The 23,915-nt window shown below is 70.6% G+C and carries 20 protein-coding genes and 1 pseudogene; 10 read left to right on the top strand and 11 right to left on the bottom strand.

The annotated features are described in order from the left end of the window. Window positions 1-307 precede the first annotated feature (307 nt). Window positions 308-1,153: a hypothetical protein gene (locus tag WMF46_RS18385; protein ID WP_437986795.1), complete on the top strand. Its 846-nt coding sequence runs from the start codon at window positions 308-310 to the stop codon at window positions 1,151-1,153. A gap of 84 nt (window positions 1,154-1,237) precedes the next feature. On the opposite strand, the pseudogene WMF46_RS18380 reads toward WMF46_RS18385, so the two are convergent. Beyond that, window positions 1,238-1,507: pseudogene (locus tag WMF46_RS18380) on the bottom strand (LysR substrate-binding domain-containing protein); the annotation flags it as partial. Between the two features lie 171 nt (window positions 1,508-1,678). Between WMF46_RS18380 and WMF46_RS18375 the strand changes: the two are divergent. After that, the gene (locus WMF46_RS18375) at window positions 1,679-2,161 is read left to right on the top strand and encodes a hypothetical protein (RefSeq protein WP_437986794.1); all 483 of its coding nucleotides are present in this window, start codon (window positions 1,679-1,681) and stop codon (window positions 2,159-2,161) included. A gap of 8 nt (window positions 2,162-2,169) precedes the next feature. Here the strand turns inward: WMF46_RS18375 and WMF46_RS18370 are convergent, their stop codons facing one another. Together WMF46_RS18370 and WMF46_RS18365 are read right to left on the bottom strand one after the other, a co-directional pair. After that, window positions 2,170-3,573 carry a multicopper oxidase family protein gene (locus WMF46_RS18370; RefSeq protein WP_437986793.1) on the bottom strand — a complete coding sequence of 468 codons (1,404 nt, stop codon included), beginning with the start codon at window positions 3,571-3,573 and terminating at the stop codon, window positions 2,170-2,172. Further along, entirely contained in the window at window positions 3,570-4,046 is a 477-nt protein-coding gene (locus WMF46_RS18365) for a hypothetical protein (protein WP_437986792.1), read from the bottom strand. Before WMF46_RS18365 ends, WMF46_RS18370 begins: the two co-directional genes overlap by 4 nt. Window positions 4,047-4,482: 436 nt before the next feature. On the opposite strand from WMF46_RS18365, the gene WMF46_RS18360 reads away from it, so the two are divergent. Next, on the top strand, window positions 4,483-5,976 hold the full coding sequence (locus tag WMF46_RS18360; protein WP_437986791.1) for a multicopper oxidase family protein: 1,494 nt from the start codon (window positions 4,483-4,485) through the stop codon (window positions 5,974-5,976). A 278-nt stretch (window positions 5,977-6,254) separates the two neighbouring features. Here the strand turns inward: WMF46_RS18360 and WMF46_RS18355 are convergent, their stop codons facing one another. Both WMF46_RS18355 and WMF46_RS18350 read right to left on the bottom strand, forming a co-directional pair. Next, window positions 6,255-6,656 (bottom strand): hypothetical protein, encoded by a 402-nt coding sequence (locus tag WMF46_RS18355; RefSeq protein WP_437986790.1) that lies wholly within the window; start codon window positions 6,654-6,656, stop codon window positions 6,255-6,257. Window positions 6,657-6,823: 167 nt separating this feature from the next. After that, window positions 6,824-7,480, bottom strand: coding sequence for a TetR/AcrR family transcriptional regulator (locus WMF46_RS18350; protein ID WP_437986789.1), 657 nt, complete (start codon window positions 7,478-7,480; stop codon window positions 6,824-6,826). Window positions 7,481-7,543: 63 nt separating this feature from the next. Here WMF46_RS18350 and WMF46_RS18345 point away from each other — a divergent pair, with 63 nt between their 5' ends. Then, a complete protein-coding gene (locus WMF46_RS18345) occupies window positions 7,544-8,413 on the top strand; it encodes a sterol desaturase family protein (protein ID WP_437986788.1) in 870 nt (289 codons plus the stop codon). A gap of 17 nt (window positions 8,414-8,430) precedes the next feature. Here the strand turns inward: WMF46_RS18345 and WMF46_RS18340 are convergent, their stop codons facing one another. The 3 genes from WMF46_RS18340 to WMF46_RS18330 form a co-directional block, all read right to left on the bottom strand. Next, window positions 8,431-10,680, bottom strand: coding sequence for a copper-transporting P-type ATPase (locus tag WMF46_RS18340; RefSeq protein WP_437986787.1), 2,250 nt, complete (start codon window positions 10,678-10,680; stop codon window positions 8,431-8,433). Window positions 10,681-10,883: 203 nt separating this feature from the next. Beyond that, window positions 10,884-12,299 carry a sigma-54-dependent transcriptional regulator gene (locus tag WMF46_RS18335; protein ID WP_437986786.1) on the bottom strand — a complete coding sequence of 472 codons (1,416 nt, stop codon included), beginning with the start codon at window positions 12,297-12,299 and terminating at the stop codon, window positions 10,884-10,886. Continuing rightward, window positions 12,296-13,792 (bottom strand): sensor histidine kinase, encoded by a 1,497-nt coding sequence (locus tag WMF46_RS18330; RefSeq protein ID WP_437986785.1) that lies wholly within the window; start codon window positions 13,790-13,792, stop codon window positions 12,296-12,298. The genes WMF46_RS18335 and WMF46_RS18330 overlap by 4 nt, the downstream gene beginning before the upstream one ends. 270 nt (window positions 13,793-14,062) lie before the next feature. On the opposite strand from WMF46_RS18330, the gene WMF46_RS18325 reads away from it, so the two are divergent. From WMF46_RS18325 to WMF46_RS18310, 4 genes are all read left to right on the top strand, one after another. After that, complete coding sequence (locus tag WMF46_RS18325) at window positions 14,063-14,980, top strand: hypothetical protein (RefSeq protein ID WP_437986784.1); 918 nt, start codon at window positions 14,063-14,065, stop codon at window positions 14,978-14,980. Between the two features lie 81 nt (window positions 14,981-15,061). Beyond that, complete coding sequence (locus WMF46_RS18320; RefSeq protein ID WP_437986783.1) at window positions 15,062-15,712, top strand: hypothetical protein; 651 nt, start codon at window positions 15,062-15,064, stop codon at window positions 15,710-15,712. Then, the gene (locus WMF46_RS18315) at window positions 15,709-16,887 is read left to right on the top strand and encodes an efflux RND transporter periplasmic adaptor subunit (RefSeq protein WP_437986782.1); all 1,179 of its coding nucleotides are present in this window, start codon (window positions 15,709-15,711) and stop codon (window positions 16,885-16,887) included. Before WMF46_RS18320 ends, WMF46_RS18315 begins: the two co-directional genes overlap by 4 nt. Before the next feature lie 8 nt (window positions 16,888-16,895). Next, window positions 16,896-20,084: an efflux RND transporter permease subunit gene (locus WMF46_RS18310; protein ID WP_437986781.1), complete on the top strand. Its 3,189-nt coding sequence runs from the start codon at window positions 16,896-16,898 to the stop codon at window positions 20,082-20,084. A gap of 57 nt (window positions 20,085-20,141) precedes the next feature. Here the strand turns inward: WMF46_RS18310 and WMF46_RS18305 are convergent, their stop codons facing one another. Beyond that, window positions 20,142-20,489, bottom strand: a complete 348-nt coding sequence (locus WMF46_RS18305) for a hypothetical protein (protein ID WP_437986780.1) — start codon at window positions 20,487-20,489, stop codon at window positions 20,142-20,144. Window positions 20,490-20,594: 105 nt separating this feature from the next. On the opposite strand from WMF46_RS18305, the gene WMF46_RS18300 reads away from it, so the two are divergent. Continuing rightward, a complete protein-coding gene (locus WMF46_RS18300; protein ID WP_437986779.1) occupies window positions 20,595-21,824 on the top strand; it encodes a TPM domain-containing protein in 1,230 nt (409 codons plus the stop codon). A gap of 11 nt (window positions 21,825-21,835) precedes the next feature. Then, window positions 21,836-22,441, top strand: a complete 606-nt coding sequence (locus tag WMF46_RS18295) for a hypothetical protein (RefSeq protein WP_437986778.1) — start codon at window positions 21,836-21,838, stop codon at window positions 22,439-22,441. Window positions 22,442-22,555: 114 nt separating this feature from the next. Here the strand turns inward: WMF46_RS18295 and WMF46_RS18290 are convergent, their stop codons facing one another. Further along, on the bottom strand, window positions 22,556-22,798 hold the full coding sequence (locus WMF46_RS18290; RefSeq protein WP_437986777.1) for a hypothetical protein: 243 nt from the start codon (window positions 22,796-22,798) through the stop codon (window positions 22,556-22,558). Window positions 22,799-23,007: 209 nt separating this feature from the next. Continuing rightward, window positions 23,008-23,865: a prolipoprotein diacylglyceryl transferase family protein gene (locus WMF46_RS18285; protein ID WP_437986776.1), complete on the bottom strand. Its 858-nt coding sequence runs from the start codon at window positions 23,863-23,865 to the stop codon at window positions 23,008-23,010. Window positions 23,866-23,915: the final 50 nt, after the last annotated feature.

Genomic DNA, 23,915 nt, shown 5'->3' with positions numbered 1-23,915 from the left:
CGCGCGCTCACCGCCTGTCGGCGCCGGCGATCCCGCCAGCGCGCCGGCGCAGGGCTTGCGCGACGCGCGCAGATGGCGCCCCTCGCCCGAGCGGCGCTCCGATCGACGAAAACCGATGCCGCATGACGCTCGTCTGTGACCGTGGAAGGCACAACGAGGCGGCCGCTTCGCTCCTCCACCGGGGCGAACGAACCTGGCACGGGGACTTCCGTCCTCCCGGCGGCCTCGAAGCCCTCGTATGGCGCTCGCGTAGTCCTTGCGCAATCATGGGGCTTTGGCCCGGCTCGGCCCGAGCAAGGAGCTCACCATGTTCATCCCTCCATCTATTCAAGGTTCTCTCCTCCTTTTGTCGGCCTCCTCCGTCCTCGCGGCGGGCTGCGTCGCCGACCCGTCGTCCGATGCGGGCGAGCCCGTCGCTGATACTTACCAGAGCTTCGATGGATGGAAGGCCAGCCTCCCGCGTGATCCGAACGACGGCGCCTATCTCGTCGACGGCGACATCGGCGTTCACGACGACGTGACCCTGAAGGAGCTCTCCGCCGAGCGCCAGCAACCGGGGGCGCTCATCGTCAACAAGCGCGACGACGGGAGCGATGACCGCTGGAGCGACGAGCAGAAGATGAACCTGACGTATTGCGTCTCTCCGCGCTTCGGCGACGATCATGACGCGGTGGTCGCCGCGGCGCTGTCGGCCGGGTCCGCCTGGGCGAGCGCCGCCGCCGTCCGCTTCGTCTACGAGCCCGACCACGACGAGGCCTGCGAGTACTACGAGGAGCATCCCGTGCTGTTCGAGGTAGTCCCCGCCAGCGGCACCACGTACAACGGGCGAGCTTTCCTTCCGAGCATGGTCGCGCGGGGGTATCACCAGGTCTTCATCGATCTAGAGAACATCGCTCGGGCCGCCTCGAAGACCCTGACCGGGGTCCTCCGGCACGAGCTCGGGCACGTCCTCGGCTTCCGGCACGAGCACGCCCGGCCGGAGGGCAACGGCGCATGCACAGAGCGTCCCGGCTGGCGGGCGCTCACGCCTTATGATCCGGGGTCGGTGATGCACTACAACGCGGAGAGCCGGTGCGAGGGCACCAACGGGGGAGACTACGTGCTGACCTGGCTCGACAAGGCAGGGGCGGCGACGCTGTATGGCGAGCCTTGATGAGCTCCTCCGCGACGGGTGACCGCCGGCGGCCGGTCTCCAGCGAGCGAATGGACAAGACGAGCATGCATTCGCGCTGGCCTCGGGGCGGGTGGCGTCGCCGTCGTTGACGCTGAGAGAGCCAGTGGGCTCGAACCGGAGCGTCCCGCTCTCTGCGCGGAAACGCCATGGCACGACACGGCTCTCGCGGACGAACGCGAGGCAACGATGCCGCTGGAGATCCCCGGGAGCGTCCGGCGACCCGCTCCGGCGCAGGTACTCCGGCGAGGCGCACACGAGCATCCGCGTGACACCGAGCCTCCGCGCCACGACCTGGGCGCCCCGCCAGGGAATCCACGGCGGCCACGCTACCACGCCATCGACGGGCGCCCTGGATTCGTGCGCGCCGCGCACGAGTCATGTTCGCGGGACGAGATCGACCCGTCGCCGCGCGCCGGGTATGCCTGCTCATGCGGCGGGCGCCTTCTGACCAGGTGAGGCGAGGTGCCAGCACGACCCCCAATCCTCAATCGCAGAGCTTCATTCATGCAGACATCCCAGGACAGCGCAGCAGCACTCACGCGGAAGGCAGCGCTCGGCGGCATCGCCGTGATGGTGCTCACCACCGTGCATCACGCGATCGGCGCCGTGGTCTACAGGACGCCCTGGCGCCTGCACATCGCTTTGCTCAGCATCCCGACGATCGCGGTGATCCTCGGCGCCCTCGCCATCCACCGCCGCCGCGCGGGCGCGCCAGCCGGGCGAGCTTCGTTCGTCGTGCTCGTCGCCGTGCTGGCCCTCATTCCGATCGCCTGGATCGGGGTGTACGAGGGCCTCTACAACCACGTGCTGAAGGACGCGCTGTACTTCCTCGCACCTCGGTCGCCGGCGCTCCCGCGCCTCTTTCCACCGCCCACCTACGTGATGCCGGACAATGCGATCTTCGAGATCACGGGTGTCCTTCAGGTCATCCCGGCATGGGTCGCCGCCGCGGCGCTGGCGCGACGCCTGCTCGACCTCCGATGGTGAGCGGGTCCTCAGGGCTCGACGTGGATCTCGCCCATCATGCCGCGCTCGGTGTGCTCGAGGATGTGACAGTGATACATCCACATGCCCGGCTCATCGAAGCGCGTCACGATGCGCACGGTGGACCGCTGCGGCAGGATCACGGTGTCCTTGTTGGCGAGCTCCTCGTCGGCCACCGGCACATCGTCCCTGGCCAGGACCTGGAAGAAGAAGCCGTGCAGGTGGAACGGGTGGTCCATCTCCGCGTCATTCTGCAGGTCATAGACATGGACCGATCCCTTCTGGACGTCGATCGGCGGCACGTCCGGAAACGCCTTGCCGTCGATCGTGAACGTCAGCTTGCCATCGACATACCCCTCGTCGAACGTGATCGTCGCCTCCGCCGGCCCGCCCGGCAGCCGCGCGATGGCGGGGCCCGTCTCGGGGAGCGTGCGCCCGGACAGCCGGGGCCCCTCGCCGATCCGCACCCTGGCGAGCGGCATCGGCTCGGCCAGTCCGGTGTGGTGCCCGCGCTCGTAGGGCTCGTTCATCAGGGTGAGCTCCGTTCCCGGCTCGCCGTCGGCGATCAACAGCACGTCGTAGCGCTCGCCGGGAGAGACCAGGAGCCTCTCGGTATCGTACGGCTCCGGGATCAGCCCGCCGTCGGCGCCGATGACGCGGAACGTGTGGCCCGGGAGCGCCAGGTTGAAGAAGCGTCCGTTCGCCACGTTGACGAGCCGGAGACGCGTGAGCCCGCCCGGCTGCACATCGAGCGCTGGCATCACGTGGCCGTTGACGAGCACGACATTGCCCTCGCGGCCCATCATGATCGTGTCGTCGTCGAGCTCTTCATTGAAGGTCCCGTCCTTGTTCAGGAACACGTCCCCGAGCACGGCGATCTTCTCGACATCGGCCTCCGGCTCGTTCGGTCCACGCACCCGGATGAGGCCGAAGAGCCCCTTCTGGATCTGCTCCGGCTCCATCACGTGCGGGTGGAACCAGTAAAGCCCTGCGTCTCGCAGCGTGAACTGGTACGTGAACGTCTCGCCTGGCGCGATCGGCTCCTGCACGGCCATCACGCCGTCCATCTCGTTGGGCACCCGGACGCCGTGCCAGTGGATCGTCGTCTCTTCCGGCAGGCTGTTCTTGAAGTGGACGATCAGCGTGTCGCCCACGTTCGCCTCGACGAGGGGCCCGGGGACCGTACCGTTGTAGGACCAGACCGCGGTGGTCGTGCCCTCCAGGTAGGTCTTCTCTGCCTCCTTGGCCTCGAGGTCGACCTCGACGATCCTCGGATCGGGGTTCGTGTCGGGCGCGGCGGCGGGCTCGCCCCAGGCATCGGGGGCGGGCGGCTCCTCCACCCGATCGGCGGCGCACCCGGCCGCGAGCAGCGACAGCAAGGCGACGCCCGAAAGAGCACGCGAATGCCGTATCAAGGCTCGCTCTCCTCGTCGGTGGGGTTGCCGGACATCTCGTTGGAGTACCCGGAGTAGGCCTCGCCCACCTTGCAGCGAAGACGGTACGTGTACTCGATGTCCTCCGTTGCATCAGAGTCCATGTAGGCCTTCTTCGATCCTGCGACGGTGAAGGCGACGGCGTAGTCGTGCATCGGGTCCTTGCGCTCGGCCTCGATCTGATCGCACTCCGGCTGCGGCACCCACTCGACGTGAAGCACCTCCAGCATCGGCATCACGAACGACAGCACCGGCGCGTCGGGCGCCGTCGCCAGAGGCCCGCCGCCGCTCCCGCCTCCCTCTCCAGTGCCGCCGTGCCCCCCCGTGCCGCTCGCTGCTCCCGCACCGCCGCCCCCTCCCGTGGCGCCGGCGGAAGAGCTCCCCGTCTCCGAGCCTCCGCAGGCGGCAAGGGCCAGGCCGACGGCGGCGAGGCCGATGAGTCGAGAGTAAGCCATGACGGTGTCTCCTTGCTGGTTTCTGGTGTCCCCCGAGTGTAACCCATCTGGTCACAGCGGCGAGGTGCAGCGGGACGCCGCCACTTGTTCTAGGCACCAGCGGGCCAGGCGTGACGCGCGGACAACTTTTTTTTCGCCCGCGGCGCCCAGAGGTGGACGCCCGCTACGTTCTTCGATCCGTCCGCTCATCGGCAAGGCGCACGGCCGGGCTGGCCTCCGAGCCTGGCGCGGGGTCGCGCGGCGGTGGAGGAGCTCGCTCCCGAGGCAGGCGAGCTGAGCCTCGGCGCCCGACATGTAATGGGGCGGAGGCTCGCGCGTCGTCCAAGTAGGAATGAGAGGAGAACCCATCATGTGCTACGCGACCGGCCGCTGGAACGACACCCCCGGGGTCGACTTCCATGAGCACCACGGAACCTGAGCGGAAGGACACGAGACGATGGCAACTGCGTCGCAAAGGGTTCGGCTGATCATCGGCGCCACGCTCGTCGCGGGGATCGCGGCGGCGTTGCTTGTCCGGTCCCGTCCTCCCTGGCGCGCACCGGAGCGCGGCGCCGTGTCCGCCGGCGGCAAGCCGCTGAGCGCCCAGGTGCGGGAGTTCGAGGGGTCTTACCCGGAGACGGCGGAACCGACCGGAGTCGTCCGCGACGTCGCGCTTGAGGCCGGCCCGGTGACCCTGCCGTTGCTCGACGGGCAGCCCCTGGATGTCTGGGCCTACAACGGCCAGGTCCCCGGGCCGACAATCCGCGTCCGCCTCGGCGAGCGGCTCCGCGTGACGTTCACGAACCGGCTCGCGCGGCCGACCACCGTGCATTGGCACGGCGTGCGCCTCCCGAACGCGATGGACGGCGTGCCCGGCGTCACGCAGCCGGCGGTGCCGCCGGGAGGGACGTTCGTCTACGAGTTCGCCCCCAAGGACGCCGGCACGTTCTGGTTCCACCCGCACCTGCGGAGCAGCGAGCAGGTCGAGCGCGGCCTGTACGGCGTCCTGGTCGTCGAGGACGCGGCGCCTCTGCCCTACTCGCGCGACGTCGTCTGGGTGCTCGACGACTGGCGCATCCGAGAGGGCGCGATCGATCCGCGGTTCAACACCCCGCACGACCTCATGCACGACGGTCGCTGGGGCAACGTCATCACCGTCAACGGGCGCATCGACGAACGCTTGACCGTCCGGCCCGGCGAGCGGATTCGCCTCCGGCTCCTCAACGCAGCGAACGGGCGGGTGTTCGCGCCAGACTTCTCCGGCCTCGACGCGCGGGTCATCGCGGTCGACGGGCTGTACACCGCCAAGCCGCTCGACCCCGCGGGGTTCGAGCTCGCGCCTGGCAACCGGATCGACCTCGACATCACCATCCCGCCGTCCGGGGCCGGCCGGCAGCTCAGCGTCGTCGACCGCTTCACCCGGCGCCCGAACGTGCTCGCGTCGATCGACGTCAGCCAGGGAGCAGCGGTGCAGTCTCCCGCCTTCCCCTCGCCAGCAGCAGCCCATGTTCCCCCGTGGCGCGACACAGCGGCGATCGCGCCGCGACTTGAATATCGGCTGGCAGCGAGGAGAGGCGGTGAGTTCGGGATCGAGTGGACGCTCAACGGCGCAGCGGCTCGCCATGCTCACGACACGGAGGCGTCGGCCGCGGACGGTCACGGGCACGAGGTGTCGGTGCTGCCGTGGCGGGAGTGGAGCAAGCTCCGGTTCGTCAACGACTCCGGCCGGCTCCACCCGATCCACCTTCACGGGATGTTCTTCAAGGTCCTGAGCCGCGACGGCCGACCAGCCGACGAGCCGTTCTTCCGCGACACCGTTCTGGTCCACGCGCGTGAGACCGTCGACGTCGGCCTGGTTCCTCTCGACGAGGGGCGCTGGATGCTCCACTGCCACATCCTGGAGCACGCCGAGGCCGGCATGATGTCGCTGCTCGACGTGAAGTCGATGTGAACGCCGCAGCTAGTTCCCCGCGTCAGGGATCCCGGCAGAGCCGGTCTGCCGTGGGCCGCGCTGCCGAGTGGAGCGAGGCTGCGCGGACCGTCGGCAGCAGTGGCTGGTTGGGCGGGGTGAGCGGGAGAGGAGAGAAGCGAGAGATTCACAGGGAGGCGGGGAGGCGGGGAGGCGAGAGATTGGATGATTGCTTGAGCTTGCCGCGTGGCCGGTACGCGAGGGCGCGCGCGTGTCGCCGGACGGAACCCCATTGGCCAACCAGCGCCGCCCACGCGCGGCTACTGCTCACGGCACGCTACCCTGGCGCCGGTGATCCGCTCGATCTCCCGGCTCACGTGGGTCCGGAAGCGCTCCATGTCCTGCCAGAGCCTCTGGACCAGTCTACTGTTCACCTGAGAATGCCAGTAGACGACGTCCTCAGGCATGGACAGGTAGAGCTTGATCATCGAGACCAGGGGCCGCGCGGACGCCGTGAGGAGCGGAGCGACCTCCGCGTGGGTGAAGGCCTCGTCATCCCACCAGATGACGATCTCGGACGAGCTGGACGCTGGCTCGAAGCAGAACCATCCCCGCATCCTCCGCTGAGCGATGGATTCAAGATGCCGGTCCGCCCTCGAGTCGATCCAGTCGACGATTCGCTGTTTCGATGGATTCACGAGAATCAGCTCCTCGATGTTCATGGCGCTCCTTACCCTGCCAAGAATGACACCCTCGCACCCGCCGGCGCCGCCGTGGTGGCGTCAACGGTCCTACCGTACAACCACGCTGCACGCACTGGTCGACATAGAACACCCTATGCGATCCACTCCCCTCCCGTGGTGCCTGGACGTGCTGGCGCGGTTGCGCCTCACTCCTTCCGCGTCCGTCCGCTCGCCGCGGCCCGCTCGTCCGCGAGGACCCGCTGCAGCAGCGCCGTGCTCTCCTCCGCCATCCGCTCCGGTGAGCACGGCATTCCCTTGTGGACCCAGCTCGTCATCAGCCGCACCAGCGCCGCCGCCGCCGCCTCGGAGCGGAGCATGAACAGGGCCCCCTCCTCCAGCGCCAGCCGCGGAGCGTACAGGCGGCAGATGCTGCTCTGAAGGATGTCCTCCAGGGAGCGCGTCAGCACCCGCTCGCTCTTCTCCGCGGACAGGAGCTTGCGCACCAGCTCGTGCATCTCGGCGAGGTGGCGGTAAAACGGCAGGAAGTCGAACGGGCGTCCCGCATCCCGCAGGGACAGCGCCCGCAGGTGCTCGTGTCCGAACAGCAGCAGCTGCTCCTTGTTCTCGTAGTGCGCGTAGAACGTGGACCGCCCGACGTTGGCCCGATCGATGATGTCCTGGATCGACACCTCGTCATAGCCCTTCTCCAGGATCAGCGCGACCAGGGCGTCCGAGAGCAGCTTCCGGGTCTTCAGCACGCGCCGATCCTGCACGCGCCGATCCGCGATCTTACCGGCGGCCCGCGTCCTGTCGCCACCCCCGTCCCTGTCCTCGTTTCCGGACTTTTTCGCGTTCTTGTTCATTAACGTTCAATCCGCGGTCCGTGTCGCTGGGTAGAAGAGGCGCCCGACCTCAGCATCCATCGCATGCGAGGAACGCTGATCTGGATGACGAGCCGCCTGCTGTACCCGCTGCTGCTGGCGGTGACCTTGTACATCATCTACGCCGCCGTGACGCAGGGCTGGGACCTGAGCCGCGCCCTGTGGGGCTACCTCCTCGGCCTGATCGTCTTTCTCATCACCGTCGAGCGCCTGCTGCCGCTGTCGCCGGACTGGGGCATGACCCGCCAGAGCTTCTGGCGCGACCTCAAGTACCTGCTGGCCTCCGGCGTCACCATCGCGGTGGTGCGGACCGGCTTCGGCACGCTGGCCCTGTGGCTCAGCGAGCGGCATCAGGGTCCGCTCGCCAGCGCCTCCGTGCCCCTCAGCGTGGGGGTCTTCCTTGTGGTCTTCGAGCTGCTGCAGTACTGGTTCCATCGCCTCAGCCACGAAGGCAACGGAGCCCTTGGGCGCTTCTTGTGGAAGGTCCACCTGGCGCATCACCTTCCGGATCGCGTCTACGTGGTGATGCACGGCGTGTTTCACCCCCTCAACGCGCTCATCTCGGCGGTGCTGATCCAGTCGACCCTGCTGTTCTTGGGGCTGTCGCCGCAGGCCGTCTTCGCGGCGATGTTGCTCATCGATCTGCAGACGATGATTTCGCACTTCAACGTCGACATCCGCGCCGGATTCCTGAATTACGTGTTCATCGGCACCGAGCTGCACCGCTATCATCACAGCGCCGACATCGACGAGGCCCGGAACTTCGGGACCGTACTTCCGCTGTGGGATCTGGTCTTCGGGACGTTCGTGTACCGACCGGACGCGGCCCCGCGCCGCCTGGGCGTCGACCGCTCCGCGGGCTATCCGCCGTCGCAGCAGTTCTGGAAGGTGCTGGCCCTGCCATTCCGACGCTGACCTCTTCGCGCCTTCGATCAGAGCTCGACCCGGCGCAGCCGGAGGGCGTTGCCGATGACAGATACCGAGCTCAGGCTCATCGCTGCACTGGCGAGCATCGGGCTGAGCAGCACTCCAAGGACCGGATAGAGAACGCCCGCCGCGACCGGCACGCCGAGCGCGTTGTAGACGAACGCAAAGAACAGGTTCTGTCGGATGTTGCGCATCGTCGCCCGGCTGAGCTTCCGCGCGCGCAGCAGCCCGCGGAGGTCGCCGCGCACGAGCGTGATCCCGGCGCTCTCGATGGCGACGTCGGTCCCGGTGCCCATGGCGACGCCGACGTGCGCCTGCGCGAGCGCGGGCGCGTCGTTGATACCGTCGCCCGTCATCGCCACGATGCGGCCTTCGGCCTGGAGGCGCTTCACGACCGCGGCCTTCTGATCGGGCAACACCTCGGCCTCGACGTGCTCGATGCCGAGCTTCCGGGCGACCGCCTCCGCCGTCGTGCGGCTGTCGCCGGTGAGCATGATCAGGTGAATGCCCTCCTCGCGGAGGAGACGGACGGCCTCGCTGGTCGAGGCGCGCACCGGGTCGGCCACGCCGACGATGCCGGCCGCCTTGCCATCCACCGCCACGAGCATCGCCGTCTGGCCTTCTTGCCGGCGCTCCTCGGCTCGGCGCGGGAGATCATCCGGCGGGATACCGAGCTCCTCGAAGAGCTTGAGGTTGCCGAGCGCGACCGAGCGACCGGCCACCGTGCCCACCACGCCCTTGCCCGTGATCGACCGGAACCCTCCTGCCGGCAGGAGATCGAGCTTCTGCTCGAGGGCCCCGGCGACGATCGCGCTCGCGAGCGGGTGCTCGCTCCCGCGCTCCAGGCTCGCCGCGAGCCTGAGGATCTCGTTCGTCGGGAGGTCGCCCAGCGTCGCGACCGAGGTGAGCTTCGGCTTGCCCTCGGTGAGCGTGCCGGTCTTGTCGACCACGAGGGTGTCGACCTTCTCGAAGGTCTCGAGCGCCTCGGCGTTCTTGATCAGGATACCGGCCGTCGCGCCGCGCCCCGTCCCGACCATGATCGAGATGGGCGTGGCGAGGCCGAGCGCGCACGGGCACGCGATGATGAGCACAGCCACCGCGTTGACGAGCGCGTGGGAGAGCCTGGGCTCCGGCCCGACGAGCAGCCAGACCACGAAGGTCAGCGCCGCGATCGCGATCACGGCGGGCACGAAGTACGCGGCGACGGCATCCGCGAGGCGCTGGATGGGGGCGCGGCTGCGCTGGGCCTCGCCCACCATCTGGACGATCCGGGCGAGCAGGGTGTCGCGCCCGACGCGATCGGCGCGCATCACGAAGCCGCCCGTGCCGTTGACGGTGCCGCCCACCACGCGAGCGCCGGGCGTCTTCTCGACCGGGATGGGCTCGCCCGTGACCATCGACTCGTCGACCGCGCTGCTCCCCTCGAGGACCTCGCCGTCGACCGGCACCTTCTCCCCGGGCCGCACGCGCAGCCGGTCGCCTGGCTGCACGAGCTCGAGAGAGACGTCCTCTTCGCGGCCGCCCGCGCCGATACGCCTGGCGGTCTTGGGGGCGAGGCCGAGGAGCGCCTTGAGCGCGCTGCTCGTCCGGCTGCGGGCGCGGAGCTCGAGGACCTGGCCGAGCAGCACCAGCGAGATGATGACGCTGGCCGCCTCGAAGTAGACCGGGACCGCGCCGCCGTGGCGGACCGAGTGGGGGAAGACGCCGGGCATCAGCGTGGCCACGACGCTGTACGCGTAGGCGGCGCCCGTGCCGATGGCGATCAGGGTGAACATGTTGAGGTGCCGAGTCCTGATCGACGTCCAGCCGCGCTCGAAGAACGGAGCGCCGCACCAGAGCACCACGGGCGTGGTGAGGGCGAGCTCGATCCAGACGAGCCAGCGGTCGAGGAGGAGCTGCACCGGCTGGCCCGGGATCATCTCGGACATCCCCAGCACGAGGACGACGAGGCTCAGCGGGACGCTGATCCAGAAGCGCCGGAACATGTCCGCCAGCTCCGGGTTCGGCGCGTCCTCGAGCGTCCCCGTGCGCGGCTCGAGGGCCATCCCGCAGATCGGGCAGGAGCCCGGCTCCATGCGGACGACCTCGGGGTGCATCGGGCAGACGTACTCGACGCGCGTCGCCTGCGCCGGAGCGAGCGGCTCCAGGGCCATCCCGCGGACCGGATCCTTCGTCTGCGCTCGGTCCAGGTCGGCAGGAGCAGGGCGGCCGTGCTCGTGAGGGTGGCCATGGTCGTGGTGATGCCCGTGGTTCATGTCGTCTCCCTCCCCCGCCGACGATCGCGGTTCGGGTTTCTTACATCCCAGGCACCCCGCGGGCGCCGCTTGTCGCTTCGAGGGGCCACTCGGCGCTCCCGCAGGAGGCGGTGCCCGATGACGCCCGCGATGGCGGGCGAGCAGGTCAATGGTTTCCGGCGTTCGAGCCGCCGGCTCGCCCATGATTCGCGGTGAATGCCCGCTCAGTTTTTCGATCCGTCCGTGCCCCGGCGCTCCTCGCGGAAGTCGTCGGCGGAGAGGCCGCAGCGGCGGAGGAGCCGGTAGAAGCTCTCCCGCTCGACGCCCGCGTGGGCGGCGGCCTTCAGCACGTCGCCGCGAAAGCGGCGCATCACGGCCTCCAGGTAGCGCCGGTTCATCTCCTCGCGCGACGCGTCGACCGCCTCCCGATACGAGAGCTGAGCGAGGTCCACGTCGCTCGAGCTCGTGAGCCGGAGCGGGCTCGCCCCCTGCACCTCGGACGGCAGCGACTCGATACGGATCTCGCTCGTCGTCTCGATGACCAGCGCCCGCTCGACGGCGCTCTTGAGCTCGCGCACGTTGCCAGGCCACCGGTACATCTGGAGCGCGCTCATCGCCCCCGCCGAGAACCCGGTCGCGGACGAGCGCGACTGCGGCGCTCGCTCGGCGAGAAACCGCTGCGCCAGGTGCGGGATGTCCTCCGCGCGCTCGCGCAGCGGGGGCAGCTCGACGACGCAGACGTTGAGCCGGAACCACAGGTCCTCGCGGAGGGCGCCCGTCTTGACCATGGCCCGGAGGTCGCGGTGCGTTGCGCTGATGAGCCGCACATCCACCTTGCGCTCGCGCGACTCGCCGATGCGCCGCACCGCCCGCTCCTCGAGCACGCGCGTGAGCTTCGCCTGGACCGTCGGCCTGAGCTCGCCGATCTCGTCGAGGAACAGCGTGCTCCCGTGCGCCTCCTCGAAGAGCCCCGCTCGATCCGTGGCCGCGCCCGTGAACGAGCCGCGCGCGTGGCCGAAGAGCTCGCTCTCGATGAGCGAACGGGGGATGGCCGCGCAGTTGACGGCGATGGGGCGGTGCGACGCGCGGGACGAGTGCTCATGGATGGCGCGCGCCACGAGCTCCTTCCCGGTGCCCGTCTCGCCCAGGATGAGCACGGTCGCGTCCGTCGGCGCCACGCGCTCGATGAGCTGGTAGAGCGCCCGCATCGCGGGTGAACGCCCCGTCATGCCCGCAAAGCCCTGGGCGTCCGGCGCGTCCTGCTCGCCCTTCAGCACCGCGGCCTGCGCCATGGCCCGCTCGACCAGCGCGCGCAGCTCGTCCGGGTCGAACGGCTTCGTCACGTAATCATAGGCGCCCTCGCGCATGGCCTGGACCGCGGTCGGGACCGACGCATACGCGGTCATCAGGATGAAGGGCACTCCGGGCCAGCGCGCGCGCACTGCCCGGAGCACCTCCAGCCCGTCCCCGTCGTTCATGCGCAGATCGCAGACGACGGTTGTGACCGGCTCGGTTTCAAGGATCTGGAGCGCCGTTCGCACGCCCCGCGCCGTCAGGACCTTGGCGCTCTTGCCGAGCACCTTGGAGAGCAGCGCCAGCATGTTCGCCTTGTCGTCGACGACGAGCACTGTCGGCTTCATGCGCGCTCCTGGCTCTCCCTTGCTTCCTCGATGAGGACGCCCGGCAGGTCGATCACGAACTGGGACCCGCCTCCCGGCCTGGGCTCCGCCCGGATGGTCCCGCCGTGCGCGGTCACCAGACCATAGCAGACCGCGAGGCCGAGGCCGGTGCCGTCGCGGCGGGTCGTGAAGAACGGCTCGAAGAGCCGCTCGCGCGCCTCCTCGGGAACACCGGCTCCCCGGTCCAGGACCTCGATCCGGTAGCCATCGTCCTGCCGCCTTCCGCGCACGAGGATCTCATCACGTTCCGAGGGTCCAGAGGTCGCCTCGCGCGCGTTGGTCACGAGGTTGACGATGACCTGCCGGATGCGGAGCGGATCCACGTTGATGAAGGCTGGCTCGGCGTCCACGAGCGGGCCCTGGTCGCGCCGCCCCGGCCCGCCGTCGCAGTGCGAGGCAGCGTCCCTGAGGAGCTCCTCGGCCTGCACGGGGCGCGGCGAGAGGATCGGAGAGCGCGCGTACATGAGCAGCTCCTCCGCGATCCGCTGGCAGGCCGCCGCTTCCTCGTCGAGGATCGAGAGCTCCTCGCGGAGCTCGGGCTTCTCCGCCTCCTTCGCCATCGTCTTCACGTAGCCGCGGATCACGGCGATGGGGTTGTTGATCTCGTGCGCGACGCCCGCGGCGACGCGGCCGACCGCCGCCAGCCGCTCCGAGGCGACCAGCTCGGCTTCGGTGCGCGACAGCGCGTCCAGCATCCGGTTGAACGCGTCGGCGACCGCCGCGAGCTCCACGGCCGCCACCGGCTCGACGCGGGCGCTGCGATCTCCAGCGGTGACGCGCCCGGCGACGCGCTCGAGCGAGGAGAGCGGGGTGGAGAAAGAGCGCCAGAGCCTGCGCCCGGCGATCAAGGCGAGCGCCGCGGCGAGCGCGCAGACGGCCGTCGCGAGGATCAAAGCGAACCGGATGAACTGCTCAGCCCGGCGCTCCGCGGCCATGGCGCGCTCGTCGAAGTGCCGCGCCAGGCTGTCCGCATGTTGCGTCATCCGGTCGACGAGCGCGTTCGCGCGGTCGTGCGCGTGGTGGACCTCGTGCGAGTCCTGCCGATCGATGGCGGGCAGGATGACCGTGGAGAAGAGCTGGCTGAGCTCGCGGCTCGCCTTCTCGATGTCGTCGAGCTTCGTGGCCGCCTCGGCGTCGAGGCCGGGCCGCAGCTCGGCGAGCTTCGCGCCGAGCTCGCTCACCCAGGCGTCGTGGTGCGCGACGTGGGAGCGGTCGCGCAGGATGATCGTGTGGGCCTCGTGGATGTACTGCTCGCGCGCGGTGACGCTGAGGAGCGCAGCCCGGCGGGAGGCCACCTCGAGGTCGTGGGCCTCCAGGATCGCGCGGCGGGACGCGAGGCCCGTGAGCACGGTGGCGACGCCGCTCACGGCGACCAGGGCGACGAGGAGGCTGATGACCAGGAGCAGCCGGCGGCGGAGTCGATACGGGCGCTGTGGAGCGGGAGGAGGAGCCATGGACGGGGGCATCCTCGCAAGCCGCGTACCGGGGCCGCAATCGAGCGCTGACCGGCGTGCTGACCCGCCGATCAGGCCCGGCCAACGCGGTCCCCGCCCCGGCGGGGGAACGGTTTGTGACCGATGCGGTCACAGGATCGTGACCGTCGAGGTCACCGCGAGGACCGGACGCCGCGCAGAAGCCCGGGATCCCGGCGCGCGACCGCTTGGCGCGCTCGTTGCTCAGGCCTGTGCTCGCCAGGGCAACAACCTCGGCTCCAGGAAAGCACGATGCGCCAAATCCTTCTCTCTCTGCTCGTCTCGATCCCGCTTGTGGCCTGCTCCATGAAGGAGACACCTGGCCACCACCACGAAAGCGCCGCCTCGACACAAGCTCCCGCCGCGGCGCCGCCCCCCACGAATGCGCCCCAGGACCGCGCCGCGAGCACGCGCCCCCACGCGGATCACAACGCTCGTCACGGAGGCCTGGTCACCATGGAGGGCGACAACCACGTCGAGGTCGTGGTCGGGGCGGACGGCGCCATCCACCTCTACGTCAGCGACGCGATCCGGACGCCGATCCCGCCGAAGGACGTCTCCGGCACCATCACGATCGAGCCCAAGGGCAAGGGCGAGAAGCAGACCCTGACGCTCGCGCCGGACGAGGCGAAGGGCTCGCTCTCGGCCAAGGGCCCGGCGCCGGACAACGGGGATTACACCTGGGATCTGAAGGTCCGCGGCGCGCCGATGAAGATGACGCTCACGGTGCCAGCCAGCGGGACGGCGGCCTTCGCCAACGCGCCCGCCGACCATCCGGCCGGCGACCACGCCCACGGCTCTCCGCATGGCGGCGTCGTCCAGTCGCTCGCAGGCGGCCATGTCGAGGTGAAGCTCGAGAAGACCGGCGACATCACGGTCTGGATGCTGGATTCGGCCGAGAAGCCTCGCTCCGCAAAGGGCGTCACGGCGAGCCTCCGGCCCGTCGTCGCGGGGGCGAAGGAGACCCAGCTCGCCTACGACGAGAAGGCCGATGTGCTGCGGGGCAAGATCGACCCGATCAAGCAGGATCACGTGGACGGGGTGCTCAGCATCACGCCGGCCGGAGGGACCGCGACCTCGCTCCGGTTCGCGTTCCATCTCGAAGGCCACGCGGGGCACGACGGCCAGAAGGGGCACGACCACGCAGGGCACGACCACGCGGGGCACTGAGATGACCTCTGGCGGGCTCGGATGGGAGAGGCCGAGGGATGGTCGAGAAGGGCTACGCAGCAGGGCGCTCGGAGAAGAACCATGATGCACAAGAAGCACCTCGCGTGTGCCGTGGCGCTCGCCATCGCCATCTACGCGTCGGCCCCGCGCGCCTCCGCGCACGGCGGCGAGGATCACGCGGCGCCCGCCGCGCCGACCGCCGCGAGCACCGGGACAGAGCACGTCGTGTCCGGGGAAACGGCGGTGTTCTCGGTCGTCATCAAATACCCTGCCAAGGAGGCAGAAGGACCGTTGCCCGCGCGCCTCTACGTCGCTCGGGCCGACTCCAGCGCGCCGGTCGAAGGCGCGCGTGTCCGCCTCGAGCTGAAGGGAGGGCTGACGTTCGCCGCGGACGCGGGGAAGACGGCGGCCGCCGGCGTCTATGAGGTCGCGCTCCCCGCTGCCCCGGAAGGAGCAACGGCCAACGGGGTCGTGTCGGTCGAGGCCGGGGACGCCTTCGACCTCGTGCTCGTCGGGGACCTGCGCTTCGGCGCCATCGCGCCCGCCGCCGCGCCGACCGGGATGACGCCGGGCCGGGAGGTGCCCCTCGGCGGCCTGGCGGCGGCCGCAGGAGCGCTGGCCGTGCTCAGCGGCGGGATCGGGTATGCGCTCGGGCGTCGCTCGCGGCGGAGGCCGCCTGCCGCTACCCGTCGCCCCGAGGATCCCTCCGCGCTCGCGCAGGGGGCCTCGTGAGCCGCGCCCGATCCCTGTCCATCACCGCCGCGCTCGCCATCGCCTCGGCCCTCGCGGTCACGGGCCTCGGGGAGCGCGCCGACGCGCACGGCGGCGAGGACCACAGCGTGCCGGCAAAGCCCGCAGCCAGCGCCGCGGCAGACCCGAACGTGGCCCGGGTGCCGATCGAGACCCAGTTCCTGCTTGGGCTGCGCACCGGGCGCGCGAAGCGCGGCGCGCTGGCCACGAGCCTGGGACAGATCGGCACCGTGGTCGCGCGCCCCGCGGGCGAGCTCGCCGTCGTGGCCCCGACGTCCGGCCGGCTCTTCCCGCCCGAGGGCGGGTTCCTCCGGCTCGGCGACGACGTGAAGAAGGGGCAGCTCCTCGCGACGCTCCGGCCGAGCCTGGGCGGCGCGGAGAGCGCGCAGCTCGGGCTTTCGCGCAGCGACGCCGCGTCCCGGGTCGCCGCAGCCGAGGCGCGGCTCGGCCTGGCCGAACGCGAGCTCGCACGACGCCGCGAGCTCAAGGGGATCGTCGCCGAGAAGGACATCCAGGCCGCGGAGGCCGAGGTGGAAATCGCCCGGGCCGAGGTCGCGCGCGCCCGGGCGGACGTCGGGGTGCTCGCGGGCGGGGTGGGCGCGCAGCGGCTCAGCGCGACGATCGACGGGACGGTGGTCTCCGGCCGCGTGAGCCCGGGCGCCCAGGTCGCGGAGGGCACCGAGCTCTGGCGCGTCGTCGATCTCGCGACGCTCTGGGTCGACGTGCGCATGCCGGAGGCGGACGCGGCGCGCCTCGCGGGCGATCGAGCGGAGGTGACGCTCGTCACGGATCCCGCAGCGCGCTTCGAGGCCAGACGCCTCGCCGTCGCGTCGCTGGTCGACCCGGCGACCCGCACCGTCCAGGCGCTCTTCGAGTTCGACAACAAGGACCGGCGCGCGCGCGTCGGCGCGCTCGTCAACATCGGCATGGCGGGGAGCGCGCCCGTCGAGAGCGTCGTGGTCCCGGTGTCGGCGCTGCTCGATCGCAGCGGCACGCCCACGGTCGTCGTGAAGACCGGCCCCGAGACGTTCGAGCTGCGCGCGGTCGCGATCGGGCCGAAGTCCGCCGGCGCGATCGGGATCACGGCGGGCGTGACGGCGGGAGAGCGGGTGGTCGTCGACGGCGCCATGGCCGTCCTCCTCGCCGCCGGGGGCTAGCAAGAACCATGTTCGAAACCCTGATCCGCTTCTCCCTCAGGAACCGCCTCTTCGTCATCGCCGCGGCGGCGCTGGTGCTCGTCTACGGGACGTACTCGCTCCTGAAGCTCCCGATCGACGTCTTTCCTGACCTGAATCGGCCGACGGTCACCCTCATGACCGAGGCTCCCGGGCTGGCGCCCGAGGAGGTGGAGACGCTGGTCACGGTGCCGCTCGAGCGGGTGATGAACGGCGCGCCCGGGGTCGAGCGCGTGCGCTCTACCTCGGGCGTCGGCCTGAGCGTCGTGTACATCGAGTTCGACTGGTCCACGGACATCTACCGCGACCGACAGCTCGTCGCCGAGCGCCTTGCCACGGTGACGGAGCAGCTCCCGAAGGGCGTCACGCCGCAGATGGGGCCCGTCGCCTCGATCATGGGGGAGATCCTGCTGATCGGGGTGCAGGGCGAGGGCGTCTCACCCATGACCCTCCGGACCCAGGCTGACTGGGTGATCCGGCCGCGGCTGCTCACGATCCCGGGGGTCGCGCAGGCGATCCCCATCGGCGGCGAGGTCCGCCAGATCCAGGTCACCGTCGACCCGGCCAAGCTCGCGGCCGCGGCGGTGTCGCTCGACGAGATCTCGCGCGCCCTGACCGGCGCGAACGCCAACACCACAGGCGGTTACGTCGACCGGCGGGGGCTGGAGTTCCTCGTGCGGACGCTCGGCCGCGCCCGGACCGAAGCGGACATCGCCGCGACCGTCATCGCCCTGCGGAACGGGACGCCGGTGACCCTGGCGCAGGTCGCCACGGTGCAAGAGGCCGCGCGCATCAAGCGCGGCGACGGGTCGATCGACGGCAAGCCCGCCGTGATCCTCTCGGTGCAGAAGCAGCCGGGCGCCGACACCGTCGCGCTCACCGGCAGCATCGACAAGGCCGTGGCCGAGCTGCAGAGGTCGATGCCCGCGGGCGTCACCGTCAACCCGCGCCTCTTCCGGCAGGCGACCTTCATCCAGGGCGCGGTCCACAACGTGGTCGAGGCGCTGCGCGACGGCGCGATCCTGGTCACGATCGTCCTCTTCCTGTTCCTGCTCAACTTCCGGACGACCGCGATCACGCTGACCGCCATCCCGCTCTCGTTCATCGCGAGCGCGCTCGTGTTCCGGGCCTTCGACCTGTCGGTCAACACGATGACGCTGGGCGGTCTCGCGGTGGCGATCGGCGAGCTCGTCGACGACGCCATCGTGGACGTGGAGAACGTGTTCCGGCGCCTGCGCGAGAACAGGGCGCTCGCCTCGCCGCGGCCGGCGATGGACGTCATCCGCGACGCGTCGAGCGAGGTCCGGAGCTCCATCGTCTTCGCGACGATCCTGGTCGTCCTGGTCTTCGTTCCCCTGTTCGCCATGAGCGGCATCGAGGGGCGGCTCTTCGCCCCGCTCGGGGTCGCCTACATCGTGTCGATCCTTGCATCGCTGGTTGTATCCCTGACGGTTACTCCCGCGCTCTGCTCCTATCTCTTGCCGTCCATGAAGCGCATGAGCCACGAGGACGGCTGGCTGGTGCGCAAGCTCAAGGCCGCGGACCGGCGCGTGCTCGCGGCGTCGCTGCGGCACCCCGGGGCCGTGATGGCGGCGGCAGGCGCGCTGGTCCTCGCCGCCGCGGCGACGGTGCCGTTCCTGGGCGGCGAGTTCCTCCCGCCGTTCAACGAGGGGACGCTCACCGTGAACGTCATCGCCAGGCCTGGCACGTCGCTTGCCGAGTCGAGTCGCCTCGGCACGCTCGCCGAGCAGCTGATCCACGAGGTCCCCGAGGTCGTGTCGACCGGGCGGCGGACGGGCCGGGCGGAGCTCGATGAACACGCGGAGGGGGTCCACTACAGCGAAATTGATGTCGACCTCAGGGCGTCCGAGCGTGAGCGGGAGGCGATCCTCGGCAACATCCGTGACCAACTCGACAAGATCCCCGGCGTCGCGATCAACGTGGGCCAGCCGATCTCGCACCGGCTCGACCACCTGCTCTCGGGCGTCCGCGCGCAGGTGGCCGTGAAGATCTTCGGCGAGGATCTCGGCGAGCTGCGGCGCCTCGGGAAGGCGGCGCGCGACGCGATGCAGGGCGTCGCCGGGGTGAAGGACCTGCAAATCGAGCAGCAGGTGCTCATCCCGCAGATCGCCATCAAGGTGAACCGAGAGCGCGCGGCGCAGCTCGGGGTCAACGCGGGTCAGCTCTCGGAGATGCTCGAGCTCGCCCTCGCGGGCGGCACCGTCACACAGCTTCTGGAGGGGCAGCGGACCATCGATGTGGTGCTGCGGTACCCGCCGGAGCTCCGCGAGGACATCGACGCCTTGCGGCGCACGCTCGTCGATACGCCCAGCGGCGCGAAGGTGCCGCTGTCCGACCTCGCCGACGTGACGGAGAGCATGGGGCCGAACCAGATCAGCCGCGACGACACGCAGCGACGCATCGTGGTCTCGGCCAACGTGGCGGGGCGCGATCTGGAGCAAGTCGTGAGCAATATCCAGCGCGCCGTGGACGCGATCCCGAAGCCGCCGGGCTACTACGCGACGTACGGCGGGCAGTTCGAGAGCCAGCGCTCGGCGTCGCGGCTCATCGGGCTGCTCTCGATCGCGAGCCTCGCCGGGATGCTGGTGGTCCTCTACTCCCAGTTCCGCTCGTGGAGCGTGGCCCTCCAGATCCTCTTGAATATCCCGCTCGCTCTGGTCGGCTCGGTGCTCGCCGTCGTGCTCACCGGCGGGGTCCTGTCGGTCGCGACCCTCGTGGGGTTCATCACGCTATGTGGCATCGCCTCGCGCAACGGCATCATGATGATCTCGCACTACATCCACCTCATGAAGGAAGAGGGCGAGTCGTTCGGTGAGGCGATGATCGTCCGCGGCTCGCTGGAACGCCTCGTTCCGGTGCTGATGACCGCGCTCACCGCCGCCCTCGCGCTCGTGCCCATCGCGCTGTCCAAGGGCCAGCCGGGCAAGGAGATCCTGCAGCCCGTCGCGGTCGTGATCCTCGGCGGCCTGCTCTCGTCGACGCTGCTCGACATCGTCGTCACGCCGGCGGTGTTCCTGAAGTTCGGCCGCAGCTCCGCTGAGCGCCTGGCGCGCGCCCGGGACAGCGCGGGCGGCGCCCAGGTCGACCTCGCCGGTGCGGCTCCGCATGAATGCGGGAGTGTCGCCGTGGAGCGTGGGGTCTGCGCCGGAGCGCCCTGAAATGCTCGCGTAGTGCGGGAGCTGCGCCGACACATCCATGAAGTGAGCGGGGCGCGCTCAGGCTTGAAGGATTGATTGCTCACTCGGCTGATCGCCCCGAGGGCTGTTTGAATCAGCCTCCACGCCTACGCCGGTGGCCGGCCGTCCCCAGCGAACGCCGGGGAGCCACGCGCCGGCGAGCTTGTGTCCGAGCGTCCTGTCACCTTCGGTCAGCGTCGCATACGCCCCCTCGCGGAGGAGCGCGTGCCGGAACGCGAGCTCCTCCTCGCCCGAGAAGCGGCTCTCGCGGCGCCGCACCAGGATCTCGCGTTCCACGAGGGGCGCGAGATCGTGCGCGATCTCGCTCCGGCGCGCCTCGCCGCCCAGGAGCGCGGCGATGCTCCCCACCCAGATGGGCGGCGTCACGACGCAATGCCGTGGCGTCCGATCCGGGCTTCGGTGTTGCTCCTCCCCTCGACCCGGGCTCTCCATGGTCGGATGAGCTCAATTCGACCGGGAGGGTGGCCGGGGGTGGGAACGGTGGTGGGGAGTGGCCGCGGTGTGCGGCTCCTCCTCGCCGCAGCGCTCGGCGTGCTTGTGATCCTGTTCACGGCATCCTACGCGCTCGCGGCGCCGGCCGTGACGATCCAGGCCCCGGTGAACGACCACGCGGGCGTGCTCACGCCGGAGGAGCGAGACGACCTCGCGCGCAAGCTCCTCGCGCACCGCGAGAGGACCGGCGTGCAGATCGCCGTTCTGCTCGTGAGGACCACGGGCGGCGTGCCCATCGAGGATTACTCGCTGGAGATCGCCGAGGCCTGGGGCGGGGGCACGGAGAAGCAGGACAACGGGGTGCTGTACACGCTGGCCATCGACGACCGGCGGATGCGCATCGAGGTGGGTTACGGCCTGGAGGACATCCTGACCGACGGCGTGTGCCGCGCGATCCTCGACGCGTCCCGCGACGACCTCCGGCGCTCGCGGTACGGCAGCGCCGCGGGCTTCGTGGTGGGCAGGCTGGTCGCGCTCACGGTGGACCAGAAGATGGGGCCGGGGGGGACGCTGGCGATGCTCGGGTCACCGTCGACGCACATCGAGGCGCGCTACATCGCGCATTACGCGCTCGGTGCGCTGTTCGGCGTCCTGCTCGGCTTCGTGGTCCGGCGCGCGCCGCGCTCCCCTGCGACGCTGGGCGATCTCGAAAAGCACATGGCGGGCCGGCGAGGGAAACTGCTTATCGCCGCCACGGCCGTCCTCGCCTTCCTGGTCGTCCCGGGGCTCGCGGCGTTCGCGTCGGTATCGGCTTACGGGGCGCTCTCCCAGGCCGCCGCATCGACCTACCTGACGAAGCAGGCAGGCCCGCTCCTCGGCGTGATGCTCATCGCGACGCTGATGGGTCTGGTCGCCGGACGGAGCCTGTTTCTGAAGAGAGCGCCGGAGGAACCCTTCCTGCGGCGCGTGAGGTTATCTGCCATCGCCATCGCCATCGTCGTCCCGTTCGGCGCCGGTCTGTTCGGGCTCGTCAGCTCCGTCGACGTGTCGCTCTACCTGGCGCTCTTCATGTGCTTCCTGTTCGGCCTGTTCCCGGCCATGACGCTCCTGCCCGCCAGCGGCCCGGCCGCGTCGTCGGGCTCGTCTTCCGCCTCGAGCTCGACCTCGTCGTACTCCTCGTCCTCGTCCTCCTCGTCGTCGTCATCGAGCAGCGGTTACAGCGGCGGTGGCGGATCATTCGGGGGCGGCGGCGCGAGCTCGAGCTGGTAGGAGGAACGTCGATGAACGAGCGTGCGACAGAGCTCGAAGCGGAGCAGGCGAGGAAGATCGATTACGAGGACGTCGACGAGGTGATCGCGCTCGCCGCGCGCCTCGCCGAGGCGGACAAGGATCGGCTCCGCATCGAGGATCTCGAGCGCGTCGGCGCCGAGCTCGAGATACCACCCCACCACGTGCGCCGGGCGGTGGAGGAACTCGCGGCGCGGCGGCAGCGCGAGGCGGCGCGGAGGGCCGCGGCCCGGCGGCGGCTCCGCTGGGCGGGCGCCGCCCTCTCGGCGATCGCCCTGGTGCTCGGCGGCCTGCTCCTCTCGGCGCGCGCCTCGCTGGAGCAGGGGCGCGCCGAGGTGGAACGCAGGAGGGCGCAGGTCGAGAACGTTGTCGAGCGCCGGGAGCGCACCCGCGCGCGCCACGAGGGCGCGGCGCCCTCGCCCGAGCGCGACGCGGAGCTCGCCGGCGCGGACAACCGGGTGAGCATCGAGCGCCGGCGCTATGACGAGGACGCCAGCGCGTACAACGCGCTCGCCGCGGGGCTCTCCGCGCAGCTCGCCGCGCGCCTCTTCGGCCTGCCGGCGCGCGTGCCGCTCTCGAACGAGATCGACGCCTGGTAAGGCAGCGGCCGACTGCTGCTCTCACCTCTGCCGGCCAATCCCACGCGCCGGCGGGCGGGCGTCTCGCCCTTCGACTCCTCGTAGACAGACCTTCTCGATGCGGTATCCCTCGGTTTACACGATCTTCCGCAGGTAGTGGAACTTGGGATCCGTCAGATCGTCGGCCGTCAGCGCCCAGCCCTCGTCCCGCGGGATCAGGTAGATGACATCCGACTTCACGCTGGCGAAGCTCACGTGGCCGAGGTTCTGGAGTATGTGGCCAAACACGTCGCGGCGCCACAGGCGGTCCTTGGGGATGTCGCAGACCGTGCGGAGCATCCGATCCGTCGGTGAGCCCTGGATCAGCAGGAACGCCATCGTGAAGGTCAGGTAGCGGGGCTGGCCGCAGCTGCCTCGACACGGAGGCGCCCCGGGCGTGTGCGATCGACGGCTCCGGCGGGGCAACCGGAGAGCGAGCTCAGTCCGATCTTCCAGTCAGCGCCCGCGTCGGTCTGGGCTGGAGCGCCAGCGCGGGAGTCGAATAGCTACAGGAGAGCTGGCTCTCGACCGCGCGCTGTGCCTCTCGCTCAGCGGCCGCGCGCCCACGCAAACGCCACCATGGCCACGACCGCGAGGCTCACCCATTGAGGCAGCGTCAGCGGACCCGCCGTGGGCCGCGGGTCGGCGCGGGCGAGCTCGACGGCGAAGCGGCCCACGGCGTAGAGGACGGCCACGGTCGCGAACGCGGCGCCGCGCCGGGACCTCCGCGGCAGCGCGAGGCCGGCGCCGAGCATCGCGACGCCGACGAGCGCCTCGTAGAGCGGCGCAGGGTGCACTGGGCGCGAAAAGAGCGCGGCGGCGTCGATCACGCCGAGCCGGACGTGCTCGGCGTGGGCGGGTGTCCCGCGCGGAAAGGCGACGGCGAACGGCGCATCGCTCGGCGCGCCGAAACAGCAACCGGCGAGCAAGCACCCGCCCCGCCCGACGGCCACGAGCACGCCGAGCGCCGGCGCGAGCGCATCGAGCGCCGCCGGCCCCGCGCGTCTTCCTGGCCAGACCGAGCGCGCGGCGAGCGCCGTGGCGAGCGCGGCGCCGGCGAGCGCTCCGTAGGCCATGGGCCAGCCCGGCGCAAACAGCTCGACGCGCCCGAGCGCGGCTCGTGGCACCCGGAGCGCCGGGCCGAGCAGCGCGCCGCCCATGACGCTGCCGAGCGCCATCGCGACCGCCACCCGCAGCGCGCCGCCTGCTCCGTTCGCGCTGCCAGCTCCGCCTGTGCTGCCGGCTCCGTCCGTGCCGTCCGCGCCCCGTGCGCCGCCCATCCCGTCAAGGCGGAGCAGGCGCCGCCGGAGCAGCGCGGCGGCGAGGAGCAGCGCCAGCGCCTGCATGACGGAGAACGCCGGGAAGCCGGGATCCCCGGCGATCTCTGGCATTTCCAGCGCCCTCACGCCCTGTATCCTCGAGTCCGCAGGCTAGCTTCACGCATGCGCTCCGACGA

Origin of the sequence: Sorangium sp. So ce117 (assembly GCF_051524395.1) — a bacterium.
Classification (GTDB): Bacteria; Myxococcota_A; Polyangia; order Polyangiales; family Polyangiaceae; genus Sorangium; species Sorangium cellulosum_B.
The sequence above is the reverse complement of the archived record's forward strand: the minus strand, read 5'-3'. Positions and strand labels throughout refer to the sequence as shown.

Bases quoted from the DNA above. Each gene is read 5' to 3' on its own strand.
- WMF46_RS18385 (WP_437986795.1), top strand. From the start codon at position 308: ATGTTCATCCCTCCATCTATTCAAGGTTCTCTCCTCCTTTTGTCGGCC.
- WMF46_RS18375 (WP_437986794.1), top strand. From the start codon at position 1,679: ATGCAGACATCCCAGGACAGCGCAGCAGCACTCACGCGGAAGGCAGCG.
- WMF46_RS18365 (WP_437986792.1), bottom strand. From the start codon at position 4,046: ATGGCTTACTCTCGACTCATCGGCCTCGCCGCCGTCGGCCTGGCCCTT.
- WMF46_RS18360 (WP_437986791.1), top strand. From the start codon at position 4,483: ATGGCAACTGCGTCGCAAAGGGTTCGGCTGATCATCGGCGCCACGCTC.
- WMF46_RS18355 (WP_437986790.1), bottom strand. From the start codon at position 6,656: ATGAACATCGAGGAGCTGATTCTCGTGAATCCATCGAAACAGCGAATC.
- WMF46_RS18350 (WP_437986789.1), bottom strand. From the start codon at position 7,480: ATGAACAAGAACGCGAAAAAGTCCGGAAACGAGGACAGGGACGGGGGT.
- WMF46_RS18345 (WP_437986788.1), top strand. From the start codon at position 7,544: ATGCGAGGAACGCTGATCTGGATGACGAGCCGCCTGCTGTACCCGCTG.
- WMF46_RS18340 (WP_437986787.1), bottom strand. From the start codon at position 10,680: ATGAACCACGGGCATCACCACGACCATGGCCACCCTCACGAGCACGGC.
- WMF46_RS18335 (WP_437986786.1), bottom strand. From the start codon at position 12,299: ATGAAGCCGACAGTGCTCGTCGTCGACGACAAGGCGAACATGCTGGCG.
- WMF46_RS18330 (WP_437986785.1), bottom strand. From the start codon at position 13,792: ATGGCTCCTCCTCCCGCTCCACAGCGCCCGTATCGACTCCGCCGCCGG.
- WMF46_RS18325 (WP_437986784.1), top strand. From the start codon at position 14,063: ATGCGCCAAATCCTTCTCTCTCTGCTCGTCTCGATCCCGCTTGTGGCC.
- WMF46_RS18320 (WP_437986783.1), top strand. From the start codon at position 15,062: ATGATGCACAAGAAGCACCTCGCGTGTGCCGTGGCGCTCGCCATCGCC.
- WMF46_RS18310 (WP_437986781.1), top strand. From the start codon at position 16,896: ATGTTCGAAACCCTGATCCGCTTCTCCCTCAGGAACCGCCTCTTCGTC.
- WMF46_RS18295 (WP_437986778.1), top strand. From the start codon at position 21,836: ATGAACGAGCGTGCGACAGAGCTCGAAGCGGAGCAGGCGAGGAAGATC.
- WMF46_RS18290 (WP_437986777.1), bottom strand. From the start codon at position 22,798: ATGGCGTTCCTGCTGATCCAGGGCTCACCGACGGATCGGATGCTCCGC.